A 13,416-nucleotide genomic window follows, 5' to 3' on the forward strand; every position below is an offset into this window, starting at 1 on the left:
GACGCGCCTACCGGCCGACGCTCCCGCGGAGGCGTTCGACCGCGACGCCGACGCGGGGCCCGAACGCGACGGCGGCGACGGAGACGACGGTCCCGCCGACGGTCCACCCGACGAGCGAGGCCACCGCCCGCCCGGTCTGGACGAACCCGCCCTCCGGCGCGAAGGCGACGCCGATCACGTGCTCGAAGACGAGTCCCCGGAACGCACCGTTCGGGGAGAGCGCGACCGACCCGGCGATCCCGCCCGGCGACGCCCCGGCCGACAGCGATCGAAGCACCGCGAGGTCGCCGGCGAGAACGCCGCCGAGCAGCGCGAGGAGCGCGAGCGCGACCGCGCTCCGCCGGCTCGTCGCGACCGTCGACACCGCCGCCGAGAGCGCGAGGTACGCCGCGCCGAACGGCACGACGAGCGCGATGAAGCGGACGAAAAGCACCGGCGAGTCGACACCGGCGTGCGTCGCGAAGATGCCCGTGTCCGGCGCGGCGGTGAGCCACACGTAGGCGCCGACGAGCGCAAACGGGCCACCCACGAGCGCGACGAGCGCGACCGTCCGGGCGAGCAGCACCCCGAGGACGTACCCGGTCGCGCTCACCGGATACGTCCGGATCACGCTGAGCTCCCCGCTCGCGGCGTCGGCGAACAGCGAGCGGTACCCGAGCACGACCGCCAGCAGCGGCACAAGCACCTCGGCGGGCAACAGCAGGTCGACGACCGCGGGCACGAACCCGGTCGCGCCGCCGCCCCCGACCGCGACGAGGCCGGCGAGGACGACAAGCAGCCCGGCAGCGAGAACGGCGTACCCGGGCGTCCGGCGCACCGTGACCAGCTCGCGCCGGAAGACGACCCACACGCCGCCGAACGGAGAGTTCACCGGTCGGACACCCCCGTGACGTGGACCGACTCGGCGTCGGCTCCGCCGCTCTCTCCGCCCTCCTCCGCCCCGCCGCCCGCGGGCGACGACGCCCCGTCGGTGCCGGCTGCGACCGCGCGGTACAGCGCCGCGACGTCGTCGACCCCCCGCTCGTCGAGGAGGCGCTCGCGGCGCCCGGCCGCGGCGACCCGGCCGCGGCGGAGGACGACGACCGCGTCGGCGTGGGCGTCGACGAGGTCGAGGTCGTGCGAGCTGACGACGACGGCGGCGTCGTCGCCCGCCCGCGCCGCCGCGCGGAACGCCCGCTCTCGCATCTCCGGGTCGAGCCCGCTCGTCGGCTCGTCGAGGACGACGACGTCCGGGTCGCCGAGCCTCGCCTGTGCGATCCCGAGCAACCGCCGCATCCCGCCGGAGAGGTCCGCGACCCGCTTCCCGGCCGCGTCCGAGAGCCCGACCGCCGCCAGCGCCGCGTCGGGGTCGCCGCCAGCGAGCGCCGCGTAGAACCCGAGGGTCTCTCGGGCGGTGAACCCGTCTCGGAACGGTACCCGCTGCGGGAGGTAGCCGACGCGCTTCTCCGACCCCGAGCGCGGACCGCCCTCGGGGTACCGGACCGTCCCCGCGGTGGGTTCGACCGCGCCGCTCAGGACCCCGAGCAGCGTCGACTTGCCGGAGCCGTTGGGACCGATGACGGCGGTGACGCCCGTCCCGACCGACAGTGAGACGTCGTCGAGCACCGCGACGCCGCCGTAGGTGCGCGTGACGCCGTCGAGCGCCGCGAGCGTGCGGTCGCTCATCCGGCCCCCTCCGCGGTCGCCGTGGCGTTCCCGTCCGCTCCGGCGGCGGAGCGCCACGACGACTCGACCGGGTCGCCGTCCGACTCCGCGACGGCGGCGAGCCGGTCGGGGTGATACGGTTCGGCCGCGGGCGCCGGATCGATGATGCTCCCCGAGCGCGCCCCGGGCACGGTCCCGCGGAGCGCGTCGAGCAGCCGCGCGGCGGGGGACTCACGCACCGTTACCGCGCTCACCGTCCGGTGGAGCGCCCCGTCGACCGGCGACGTCGGGCGGTACGCCCGTTCGCCAGGACCGCGCGGTCCGACGTTCGCGCCCTCCCAGAAGTTCCCCCGGCCGCCGTCGGCCCACACGCGCAGCGCGCCGGCCCCGGCCGCCGCGTGGTCCGCGTTGCCGACGAAGTCGTTGGCGACGACCCGACTGGAGGGGACGACCGTCGTCGCCCGCGCCCCGAGCTCGTTGCCGACGACGACGTTGTGCTCGTACAGCGACCCGCGGGCGCTCGTGGAGAAGCCGAGCTCGTTGTCGACGAGCGTGTTGTAGCCGACGTACGTCCGCGTTCCAGACGCCTGGATCCCCGCGCTGGAGTCGCGGACGTCGTTGCCGACGATCGCGTTCCCGGCCGGCCGCGTCATCACGGTCACCCCGGCGAACAGCTCATTTCGGAAGACGTTGTCCGCGACCAGCGCGTCCCCGGTGTACATGAGGTGCGTCCCGTACCGGTTGTCGACGAACGTCGAGTTCCGAACGACGGAGCCGTCGGCGCGGTGGAGGTAGATCCCGTCTCGCCCGCCCTCGAACCGGCTGTCCGTGACGGTGACGCGCGACTCCATCCCTGTGATGCCCATGAACCCCGCCTGCCACTCGTCCGTCCCGTGGACGACGAGCCCGCTCGCGGTCGCGTGAGAACCCGATCGCAGCAGGAGCCCGCTCGCGTTCGTGTCCACGACCACCTCGTCGACGACGAGGCCCGGCGCGCCGACGGCTTTCACTCCGGCGTCGCTGTGGCCGTAGCCGAGCTGGATGTTCGTGTCCCACGTACCGCCCTCCGGGTCGCGGGACTGACGGGCGGCTTCCGGGTCCCGGGTCCGGTTCCCCGTTCCCGCGATTCGCAGCCCCGTGAGCGCCACGTCGGCCGCGCGGACGGTGACCACCGAGCCGGTGCCGTTGCCGACGATCCGGGTCGCGGCTGCGTCGCCCCGCCCGGCGCCCGCGCCGGCGATCGTCACGGACCGGTTCACGGTCACCGTCTCCTCGTAGGTCCCGGGCGGGACGCGGACTGTCGTGTTCGGCGGCGCCGCCGCAACCGCCGCGGAGACGGTGGGGGCGTCCTCGCCGACGACGACGGAGACCGGTCGGTCCGCGCGCCGTTCCGCGGCCGCGAGCCGCTGGTTCGCCGTCCGCCAGCGGTCCGCGGCGAGCGACCGCACGGTCGCCGCGGAGTCGACGTCGTACGACCGGGTCCGGACCGCCTCCCACCCGACGACCGACCCGCCGTGGTCGTCGGCGAACGCCGCCGCCGCCTCGCGGCCGCGGAACGGGACGACGACTTCGCCCGACGGCGTCTCGGCGTCGCTGCCGACGACGTAGAACGCCTCGTCGACCGGCGTCCACCCGCCTGCCCCGCCCGCCGCGAAGAGTCCGGACTCGGTCGTGCCCGGGTCTCGGTGATCGAACGTCTCCACGTACGCGACGAGCGGGTAGCCGAACTGTCGCTCGGTCCGCCCGTCTCCGCGCGAGTCGACGAACGAGGCGATCCCGTTGTAGCCGACGACGTACTGGAGCTGCGAGTAGAACACCTGGACGCGCGGGAGCGTCGCATCGCCCGCCATCAGGGCGTCCGTCTCCGAGGAGAGCCCCAACTCGACCGCGTCCTCGAAGCGCACCGGCTCGGGGACCGACTCGCTCGGGTCCGCGGCGAACGCGCCCGCGGTCCCCACGGCCGCGAGGGCGACGAGCGCGACGGCCGCGAGACGGAGGCGACGCGACCGGGCGGTAGCGGGGTCGAAAACTGCCACGCGAGTACTTCGATCGCCGGCGACTTAGGGCGTCTGGTTCGTTCCTCGAACGCGCCGCTGAACGCGTCCAGAGGGGCTAAGAGGCAGGTACTCCAAATCTGACCATGACGAAACGCGACCCATCGACTCCCACGCCCGCCAGCTCGATGAGCGTCCCGCGGCGTCGAGTGCTCGCCGGAATCGCCGCCGCAGGGATCGGTTCCGTCGCCGGTTGCGCCGGCGGTGGGTCGAACTCGATCGCCCCGGTCTCCATCGACGACGACCAGGCATGCGACCAGTGCGGCATGATCGTCGCGGACCACCCGGGAACGGTCGGGCAGGTCCACTTCGAGGACGACGAACCGGAGGGCGGTCGCCCGGCGCAGTTCTGTAGCGCCACCTGTACGTACACGTACCGGTTCGACGCCGAAGACTCCGGGCGCACGCCGCTCGCGACGTTTCTCACCGACTACTCCGCGGTCGAGCAGGAGGTGTTCGAGGAGGGCGGCGACACGATGTTCTCCTCGCACGTCGACAGCGAGGCGTTCGCCCGCGAGCCCTCCCTCACCGTCGTCGCGCGCAGCGAGGTGATCGGCGCGATGGGACCCGACCTGATCCCGTTCAGCGAGAAGGGCGACGTCGAGTCGTTCGTCGCCGAGTACGGCGGCGAGACGATGCCCGCGACCGAGGTGGACCGCGCGACGCTCGAAGCACTGTGAGCCGTCAGTCGTCCGCCGTCGCGTCCCGACCGATCTGGTTGACGTCGAGCGAGCCGACGAGTTCGGTGTGGGGGTACGGGAACCCGATGTCTGCCTCGTCGAAGCGGCGCATGACGGTCTCCGTGAGCGCGTGTTTGACGCCGCCGGCCCCGGTCTCCGCGGGGTCGATCCACACACGGAGGTTGAACACGACGGCGGAGTCGCCGAGCGCGGTCAGCGGTGCGGCCGGCTCCGGGTCGGCGAGGACGCCGTCGGTCTTCGCCGCCTCGTCGAGGAGGATGTCGCGGGCGCGGTCCACATCGGTGCCGTAATCGACCCCGAAGTCGACGGTGACCCGCCGGGTGTCGTTGGCCTGAACGTTCTTGACGACCGCGTTGGCGAGGTCGCCGTTCGGCACGGTGAGCTGTTCGTTGTCCCACGTGTCGAGCTTCGAGACGCGGAGGTCGATCTCGCGGACGATCCCGCCGTTGCCGCTCCACTCGATGTAGTCGCCGATCTCGAAGGGCTTGTCCTTCAGGATGAACACGCCGGCGACGAAGTTCTGGACGATGTCGCTCGCCGCGAACGCGAACCCCAGCGCGAGCGCGCCGAAGATGGTGGCGAAGGCCCCGAGGATCATCGGGAACCCGGCCACCGTCGCCGCGATGGCGACGGCCGCGAACAGCGCGATCGCCCCCGCGATGCTGGACGAGAGGCTGACGATGGCCGGCGAGTAGTCGCGCTGGTTCAACACCTGCTTGGTCGTCCTGACGAGAACCGACTTCCCGACGAGGTAGAGCACGAGGAACGAGACGACGAACGTCACGACGGTCACGGCGAGCGATACCACGGCGGCGGTCGGGTCGGCGAGCAGGCCCGCCTGAAGTAGTTGCGAAGTCACACCGTCTCAGATCGTCGCCATTGGAGTTAAATACAGCCGATAAATCGGGCTTGTGAGCCCTCACGAGCCGAAAAATAGCGTCCGGCCGACCGAGTCGCCTCCGCGGCTATTCCGCGGCGCCCCACCGCTCGACGCGCTTCGGGCGGTCGGAGACCGCCATCACGTCGAGGTCGTCGCCCGCGTGGTCGAGCGCCTCCAGCGCCGCCTTCGCGGAGGCGTGCGTCGAGAAGTAGGTGATCTCCTCCTCGACGGCGACCTCCAGCAGGTCGCGCTGGCGGGAGACGATGAGGTCGAGGTCGCCGCGCTTGGCGGCCTCGATGAGGTCCGTCGCCTCGCTCAGTTCGAAGTGCTCGGCGTACCCGTCGACGAGCGCCTCGCCCGCCTCGGTGCCCGGGTCCGGGAACTCCTCGGCCGAGAGGTCGACGACGGCGGTGCCGGACTCCGGGATCGGCTTCCCGGTGGAGTCCTGCGCCTTGTCGTACGCCTTGCCGAAGGAGGTCGCGGTGCCCATCACCTCGCCCGTGGACTTCATCTCCGGGCCGAGCCGCGGGTCCGAGCCCGGCAGGCGGTCGAACGGCAGGACGACCTCCTTCACCGAGCGGTGCTCGGGGATCTGCTCGTCGGCGTCGAGGTCGGCGAGCGTCAGGTCGTCGGTCATCACCTTCGCCGCCAGCTTCGCGATGGGGACGCCGGTCGCCTTCGAGACGAACGGGACGGTGCGCGAGGAGCGCGGGTTCGCCTCCAACACGTACACCTCGCTGTCCGCTTCGGGGTCGTCGACGCCCGTCACCGCCAGCTGGACGTTGAGCAGGCCGACCGTGTCGAGCGCGCGGGCGATGTCCTCGGTGACCTCGCGGACCCGCCCGAGGGTCTCGTCGCCGAGCGAGCGCGGCGGGATCATACACGCGGAGTCGCCCGAGTGGACGCCCGCGCTCTCGACGTGTTCCATCACGCCGCCGAGCAGCACGTCCTCACCGTCGGCGACGGCGTCGACGTCCAGTTCGACCGCGTCGTCGAGGAACTGGTCGACGAGGATGGGCTTGTCGGGCGAGACGCGGACCGCCTCCTCGATGTACTCCTCTAACTCCGCGTCGTCCTCGACGACCCGCATCGCGCGGCCGCCGAGCACGTAGGAGGGGCGCACTAAGACCGGGTAGCCGATCTCGTGGGCCAGCTCCAGCGCCTCCGCCTCGCTCGTCGCGGTGCCGCCCTCGGGCTGGGCGATCCCGAGCTCGTCCATCAGGACGTTGAAGCGGTCGCGGTCCTCGGCGAGGTCCATCGCCTCGACGCTCGTGCCCAGGATCTCGCAGTCGAGCCCGCGGCGCTCGATCTCCGCCTCGAGGGGCTCGCCCACGTTGACGGAGGTCTGCCCGCCGAACTGGACCATTACGCCGTCGGCGCCGGTCGTCTCGATCACGTCGGCGACCTCCTCGGCGGAGATGGGCTCGAAGAACAGCCCGTCCGAGGTGTCGTAGTCGGTCGAGACCGTCTCCGGGTTGTTGTTGATCACGTGCGCGTCGATGCCCAGCTCGCGGAGCGCGCGCACCGCGTGGACCGCGCAGTAGTCGAACTCGACGCCCTGCCCGATGCGGATCGGCCCGCCGCCGACGACCACGACGCTCTCGACGTCGGGGTCGACGCGGACCTCGTTCGCCGCGCCGGCGGTGTCGGCGCCCTGAAGGAACTCCGGCAGGCGCGCGGAGTAGTAGTACGGGGTCGATGCCTCGAACTCGCCCGCGCAGGTGTCCACCTGCTTGTAGGTGCGGTCGGGGACCGAACTCTCGACTTGCCCCACGTCGGCGTCGACGCCGCCGGCGGCCGCGGTCGCCGCGATCTCGGCGTCGGTGCGGCCGACCATCGCGGCCTCGGTGAAGTCGCCCTCGGCGGCCGCCGCGGTCCCGTCGGCGATGTTCTCGAAGCGCTCGACGTACCAGCGGTGGATGCCCGTCAGGTCGATGACCTCGTCGACCGAGTAGCCGCGGTCGAACGCCTCGAACATCGCGTACGGGCGGTCTGGGCTCGGCCGTTCGAGGTACTCCGATTCGAGGGTCGCGTCGTCGACCGTTTCGAAGTCGACCGCGGGGTCGTACTCCGAGGAGCGGAGCGCCTTCACCATGCTCTCCTCGAAGGTGCGGCCGATCGACATCGCCTCGCCGGTGGACTTCATCGCCGTGCCGAGCTCGAAGTCCACGTCGTCGAACTTGTCGATGGGCCAGCGCGGCACCTTCGTCACCACGTAGTCGATGGCGGGCTCGAAGGCCGCAGTCGTCTCCCCGGTGATCTCGTTGTCGATCTCGTGGAGCCGCTTGCCCAGCGCGACCTTCGCCGTGACGCGGGCGATCGGGTACCCGGTCGCCTTCGACGCGAGCGCCGAGGAGCGCGAGACGCGCGGGTTCACCTCGACGACGCGGTACTCGCCGCCGGGGGTGCCGTCGTCGTGCCACGCGAACTGGATGTTACAGCCGCCCTGGATGCCCAGGTCGCGGATCACTTCGAGCGCCGCGTCCCGCATCTCTTGGTGGCCGTCGTCGGGGATCACCTGCGACGGCGTGACGACCGTCGACTCGCCGGTGTGGATCCCCATCGGGTCGATGTTCTCCATGTTACAGATGATGATACAGGAGTCGTCGGCGTCCCGCATCACCTCGTACTCAAGTTCGACCCAGCCCGCGATGGACTCCGTGATCAGCACCTCGCTGTTGCGCGAGAGGCGGAGCCCCTTGCGGACGCGCTCGACCAGCTCCTCGAACTCGTCGACGACGCCCGAGCCGGAGCCGCCGAGGGTGTACGTCGTCCGCGCGATGACGGGGAGGCCGCCCACCGCGTCGACCGCCTCCTGGACGCGCTCGCGGAAGGCCGCCTCGTCGAAGTCGGTGACCGACTCGTCGTCGTCCAAGGAGATGGTGGTCGACTTCGGCACCGGCTGTCCGAGGCCCTCCATCCGCTGGCGGAACAGGTCGCGGTCCTCCGTCGCGTAGATGGTGTCCAGCGGCGTCCCCATCACCTCGACGTCGTGTTCCTCCAAGATCCCCTCCTCTGCGAGTTCGGCGGTGACGTTGAGCCCGGTCTGCCCGCCGAGCCCCGCGATGACGCCGTCCGGCTCCTCGATGCGGATGACCTCCGCGATGGCCTCGGGCGTGATCGGCTCGATGTACACCCGGTCGGCCGTCTCGGGGTCGGTCATGATCGTGGCGGGGTTCGAGTTCACCAGGACGACGCGGGCGCCCTCCTCCTGGAGGGCGCGACACGCCTGCGCCCCGGAGTAGTCGAACTCGGCCGCCTGTCCGATCTGAATCGGTCCGCTGCCGATAAGGAGAATCGTCCGGTCCTCGCTCATTACGCGGACGGAATACGCTCATCGTAATAAGGTCGGCGGTAGAGTACGAATCTCGCAACGAGTTTGCGATTTTCGCAAGCTACGTCCTACCACGGTGGTCGGTACGATACCACACGATCTTCTCGTCGCATCGGCGTCTCGGTGCGCTGAGGGGTCCACCACAAGGGATTTACCGAGATGTCGGAAATTCGGTGAGTGATATGCGCTGTTCCCGCCGCAGTGCCCTCCGACTGCTCGGCGTCGCCGGTGCCACCGCCGCCACGGCCGGCTGTCTCAACGCCGGCGACCTCGACGCGTACTCCCTCATCGCGGACGAACTGGACCTGTCGTCGATCGAGCGCCCGTACCTGTGGCCGGACCCGACCGAAATCGACGCGGTGACCCGCGTCGACTTCGCGACCGAGGCGAAGGCCGCCTGGCTCTCGGAGCTGTTCGACACGGGGAGCGTGACCGTCAAGCAGTGGCCCCTCGTCGGCCGCGACCGGTGGGGGACCGAGACGCGACCGCGCCCGACGTTCCTCCGCCGCGACGGCACCTTCTACGAAGTCGACATCGTCGACGAGCGGATACGCCGACCCGAGCGGTGGCACTTCGCGCTCGAACGAGTCGACGAGGCACCGCCGGAGGACGCGACGCTCGACGGGCCGCCGTTCGGCCTCTCCGACCAAGACGAACGCGTACTGAACGCGGCGCTCGACGCGGTCTACGCGGGTCACGACGGCTTCCTCGGCGACCCCGAGTTCGACGAGCTCCAGACCGTCGAGTTCCACCACGGGCTCGACGCGGACGCCAGCGAGCTCGTCCCGTCGCCGTCGTTCGACTTCGTGGCGTACGAGAACGAGTACTTCCGAGCGGTCGCCGAGCGGCGGACGGTCGACGTTCCGGAGTGGACGTACGCGATCACCGAGATCAGCGATTCTCGGGGCGAGTTCACGGCGTACGCGCGCGACGCCATCGTCGAACGGGACGTGGACGACGCCGGGCTCTCGGAGGCCGCCGCCGGCGTCCTGGACGACGCCATCGCCGAGGAGCCGCGTCGCTACGAGGAGGGGGCACCGCCGTCGGCGGAACTGACCGAGGCCCTCGACGCGCTCGCCATCGCGGACGACCTCGAACCGATCGACGGCTACGACGAGCGCGTCGACTTCCGGAACGTCGTCGTCGAGTACCGTGACGGCGTCTACCGGTTCGATCTGATAGTCTCGCCGTAGGAGAGGAGGTCGGACGACCGTCGGCTCATCGCCCCGAGTGGCGGGCCGCGGAAGCTCAGCCTCGCGCGGGGACGGCGCTCAAGCCTTGAGCCGGTATCGGTACGGCTGCCCGGCGATGACCTCGACCTCGCCGCGCTCGGCTCGCCGCCCGAGCACCGTGGCGACCCGGTGCGGGCTGCCGATCTCCTCGCACTCGTCGCACTCCTCGACGAGCGCCAGGATCTCCCGCGCCGTCAGCGGCTCGTCGGCCTCGGCGAGGACGCCGCGGATCCGCTCGTACCGGTCGTATTCACCGGCGCTCATACGTCTTACGTACGGTCTCCGAACATATAGGGTTCAGTGAGACAGAAGTCGGACGGTTGTCTGACAGCGGGCGCGAGACGCCCGCTAACAGGCTTTCGGAGGTGTTCCACTGCGCGTTCGAAACTGGGTAGCGACCCGGACTCAGGCGTACGGGTCCTCGGCCTCGAGGTCGCGCTCCGCGCGGTACTGCTCGACGAACTCGCTCACGTCGAACTCGACCATCTCCCGTTCGAACGCCGACAGCGCCTCGTCGTCGTCCGCGTGGCTCACGGCGTGTTCCATCAGTTCGACGACGAGCTCGACGACGATCTCGTGGAGCCGGCGGGAGTCGAACTCGGTGACCCACACCATCGCGTACCCGACGTCGGCGTTCTCGCTGGCGTCGTGCGCGACGACCGCCTCGGGGAACTCCTCTAGGACGACGCCGAGCAGGTGCGGCGTGTCGAACTCGGGCATCTCCTCGCTGGTGGTGTCGATCGCCTCGCGGAGGACATCGACGAGGAAGTCCGGGAGGAACCGCTCGGGCGGGTGAACGTCCATCACGACCGCGTGGGTATCGCCGCACGCGCACTCGTACTCGCGCATCCCGAGGTCCAGTTCGCCGACGCCGACCGTCTCCCCGCAGGGGAGCTCCAGCGCGTTCTCGTCGCCGCCGGGGACGCGGGGCTGGGACATGCCTCCGCTTGGTCGCTGTCGAGGTTAAAAGGAGCGGAACGGGTCGGTCGGCGGCGCGACCGGTCGTTACTCGACGTCCTCGTATCCGCCCTCGTCGCCCTCGCCGTCGCCGTCCTCGGCCGCGCCTCCGTCGGCTTCCTCGTCGCCGTCCGCGCCTTCGTCGTCACCGCCGTGCGTCTCCACCTCGGCCTCGACCTCGATCTCGATGCCGTTGGCCTCGTACGTCGCTTCGAGCACCTCGGCGTCCTCGCGTTCGACCTCCAGTTCGTCCCGGTCGACCTCCACCTCGACCTCCACGTCGACGGTCACGTCGTCGGACATATCGGTCCCTCCTTCGAGGCGGGCACGCAAAAACGGTCGGTCGCGGCGGGCAGCGCGGTCCGCGGCCCCGCGACTCAGGCGGTCACTGGAAGCCGATCCGGCCGCCGGTGTCGCGGAGCGACTCGCCGCCGCCGCCCTTGAACTGCTCTCTCACGTCCTCGTAGTACGCGAGGATGTCCTCGTTGATGGTCGGGCGAACCGACTCCATCGCGCGCCGGAAGTGCTTCATCTCGACCTCCTCGGCGTCGTCGTCGTCGCGCAGCGCCTCGATGGCGGCCTCGCGGGCGATCCCCTCCAGGTCGGAGCCGACGTAGCCGTCGGTGATCTCGGCGACCTCGCGCAGGCTCACGTCGGGCGCGAGCGGCGTGTCCCGGGTGTGGATGTCGAGGATCTGCTCGCGGCCCTCCTGGTCCGGCTGGCCGATCATCACGAGCCGGTCGAACCGGCCCGAGCGCAGCAGCGCGGGGTCGATCATGTCCGGTCGGTTGGTCGCCCCGATGACCATCACGTCGCCCATGTCTTCGAGGCCGTCGAGCTCGGTGAGGAGCTGGTTGACGACGCGCTCGGAGACGTTGTTCCCCATCTCCTGGCCGCGCGAGGGCGCGAGGCTGTCGAGCTCGTCGAAGAAGATGATCGTCGGGCTCACCTGCCGGGCCTTCCGGAAGGTCTGTCTGATCGCCTTCTCGGACTCGCCGACCCACTTCGAGAGCAGCTGCGGCCCCCGCACCGAGATGAAGTTCGCGTTCGTCTCGTTGGCGACGGCCTTCGCCATCAGCGTCTTCCCGGTGCCGGGCGGGCCGTACAGCAGCACGCCCTTCGGCGCGTCGACGCCCATCCTGTCGAACTTCTCCGGCGACGTGAGCGGCCACTCGACGGACTCTTGGACCTGCTGTTTGGCGTCTTCGAGCCCGCCGACGTTGTCCCACGAGATCTTCGGGAGCTCGACGAGCACCTCGCGCATCGCCGAGGGCTCCACCTCGTTGAGCGCGCCTGAGAAGTCGTCGCGCTTGACGATCATCCGGTCGATGAGGCTCGGGGGCACCTCCTCCTCGTCTAAGTCGATTTCGGGGAGGTACCGGCGCAGCGCCTTCATTGCGGCCTCCTTGGTGAGGCTCTCGATGTCGGCGCCGACGAAGCCGTGCGTCTCGTCGGCGAGGTGGTCTAAGCTCACGTCGTCCGACAGCGGCATGCCGCGGGTGTGGATCTGGAGGATCTCCTTGCGGCCCACCTCGTCGGGGACGCCGATCTCGATCTCGCGGTCGAATCGGCCCGGACGGCGGAGCGCGGGGTCGACGCTGTCGACGCGGTTCGTCGCGCCGATGACGATCACCTGCCCGCGGGTCTCTAACCCGTCCATCATCGTCAGCAGCTGGGCGACGACGCGGCGCTCGACCTCGCCGGTCACGTCCTCGCGCTTCGGCGCGATGGAGTCCAGCTCGTCGATGAAGATGATCGAGGGGGACTCCTCTTTCGCGTCCTCGAAGATCTCGCGGAGCTGCTGTTCGGACTCGCCGTAGTACTTCGAGATGATCTCGGGCCCGGCGATCGAGAAGAACGACGCCGAGGTCTCGTTGGCGACGGCCTTCGCGAGCAGCGTCTTCCCGGTGCCGGGCGGGCCGTGGAGCAGGACGCCCTGCGGCGGCTCGATGCCGAGCTTCGAGAAGATCTGGGGGTGTTTCATCGGCAGCTCGACCATCTCGCGGACGCGCTGGATCTCCGACTGGAGGCCGCCGATGTCCTCGTAGGTGATCCCGCCGCCGGTCTTCTCGAAGCCGGAGATCGGTTCCTCGCGAAGCTCGACCTCCGTGTCCTCGGTGATGAGACAGACGCCGTCGGGCTCCGTCTCGACCGCGATCAGCGGGATCGCCTGCCCGGGCGACCGCATGAACGGGTGGTTCGTCGAGGACATCACCGGCACGATGTCGCGCTCGACGACCGGGCGCTTGAGGATCTGCCGTTTGACCATGCCGGCGGCGTCGGAGCCGAACTGGACCGACGCCTCCTCGGGCGGGGCCAGCACCAGTTTGTCGGCCTTCTCGGCCTCCGCCTTCCGGATGGTGACGCGCTCGCCGATGCCGACGTCCGCGTTCTGCCGCGTGAACCCGTCCACGCGCACGGTGTCGGTGTTCCAGTCCTGGCGGTCGGCGCGCCAGACCTTCGCGGCGGTCGTCTCCGCGCCCTCGATCTCGATGATGTCGCCGGGCGAGAGCTTCAGGTGGAGCAGGGTGTCGGGGTCGAGTCGGGCGATGCCGCGCCCCGAGTCGTTCGGGTACGCCTTCGCCACTTCGAGTTGGACTTCGTTCATGATTCC

At 70.4% G+C, this 13,416-nt stretch carries 11 protein-coding genes; 2 read left to right on the top strand and 9 right to left on the bottom strand.

The window, feature by feature from the left end; all coding sequences use genetic code 11:
• Positions 1–7: 7 nt before the first annotated feature.
• The 3 genes from EXE44_RS04065 to EXE44_RS04075 are packed head-to-tail and all read right to left on the bottom strand — an operon-like array spanning position 8 to position 3,680.
• Positions 8–871, bottom strand: a complete 864-nt coding sequence (locus EXE44_RS04065; protein WP_137712044.1) for a copper ABC transporter permease — start codon at positions 869–871, stop codon at positions 8–10.
• Entirely contained in the window at positions 868–1,665 is a 798-nt protein-coding gene (locus tag EXE44_RS04070; RefSeq protein WP_121600689.1) for an ABC transporter ATP-binding protein, read from the bottom strand. Before EXE44_RS04070 ends, EXE44_RS04065 begins: the two co-directional genes overlap by 4 nt.
• The gene (locus EXE44_RS04075; RefSeq protein ID WP_137716065.1) at positions 1,662–3,680 is read right to left on the bottom strand and encodes a NosD domain-containing protein; all 2,019 of its coding nucleotides are present in this window, start codon (positions 3,678–3,680) and stop codon (positions 1,662–1,664) included. Before EXE44_RS04075 ends, EXE44_RS04070 begins: the two co-directional genes overlap by 4 nt.
• Before the next feature lie 104 nt (positions 3,681–3,784).
• On the opposite strand from EXE44_RS04075, the gene EXE44_RS04080 reads away from it, so the two are divergent.
• Positions 3,785–4,378: a nitrous oxide reductase accessory protein NosL gene (locus EXE44_RS04080; RefSeq protein WP_137716066.1), complete on the top strand. Its 594-nt coding sequence runs from the start codon at positions 3,785–3,787 to the stop codon at positions 4,376–4,378.
• A gap of 4 nt (positions 4,379–4,382) precedes the next feature.
• Here the strand turns inward: EXE44_RS04080 and EXE44_RS04085 are convergent, their stop codons facing one another.
• A complete protein-coding gene (locus EXE44_RS04085) occupies positions 4,383–5,258 on the bottom strand; it encodes a mechanosensitive ion channel family protein (protein ID WP_137716067.1) in 876 nt (291 codons plus the stop codon).
• A gap of 106 nt (positions 5,259–5,364) precedes the next feature.
• The gene (carB, locus tag EXE44_RS04090; RefSeq protein WP_137716068.1) at positions 5,365–8,595 is read right to left on the bottom strand and encodes a carbamoyl-phosphate synthase large subunit; all 3,231 of its coding nucleotides are present in this window, start codon (positions 8,593–8,595) and stop codon (positions 5,365–5,367) included.
• Positions 8,596–8,795: 200 nt separating this feature from the next.
• Here carB and EXE44_RS04095 point away from each other — a divergent pair, with 200 nt between their 5' ends.
• Positions 8,796–9,806, top strand: a complete 1,011-nt coding sequence (locus EXE44_RS04095; protein WP_137716069.1) for a hypothetical protein — start codon at positions 8,796–8,798, stop codon at positions 9,804–9,806.
• Positions 9,807–9,884: 78 nt separating this feature from the next.
• On the opposite strand, the gene EXE44_RS04100 is transcribed toward EXE44_RS04095, so the two are convergent.
• From EXE44_RS04100 to EXE44_RS04115, 4 genes are all read right to left on the bottom strand, one after another.
• On the bottom strand, positions 9,885–10,109 hold the full coding sequence (locus EXE44_RS04100; protein ID WP_121564246.1) for a hypothetical protein: 225 nt from the start codon (positions 10,107–10,109) through the stop codon (positions 9,885–9,887).
• 141 nt (positions 10,110–10,250) lie between these two features.
• Positions 10,251–10,784: a DUF5815 family protein gene (locus EXE44_RS04105; RefSeq protein ID WP_137716070.1), complete on the bottom strand. Its 534-nt coding sequence runs from the start codon at positions 10,782–10,784 to the stop codon at positions 10,251–10,253.
• A 66-nt stretch (positions 10,785–10,850) separates the two neighbouring features.
• Positions 10,851–11,105, bottom strand: a complete 255-nt coding sequence (locus EXE44_RS04110; RefSeq protein WP_137716071.1) for a hypothetical protein — start codon at positions 11,103–11,105, stop codon at positions 10,851–10,853.
• 82 nt (positions 11,106–11,187) lie between these two features.
• Positions 11,188–13,410, bottom strand: coding sequence for a CDC48 family AAA ATPase (locus EXE44_RS04115; protein WP_137716072.1), 2,223 nt, complete (start codon positions 13,408–13,410; stop codon positions 11,188–11,190).
• Positions 13,411–13,416 lie beyond the last annotated feature (6 nt).

Source organism: Halorubrum sp. SS7, assembly GCF_005435055.1.
GTDB classification, from domain to species: domain Archaea; phylum Halobacteriota; class Halobacteria; order Halobacteriales; family Haloferacaceae; genus Halorubrum; species Halorubrum salinarum.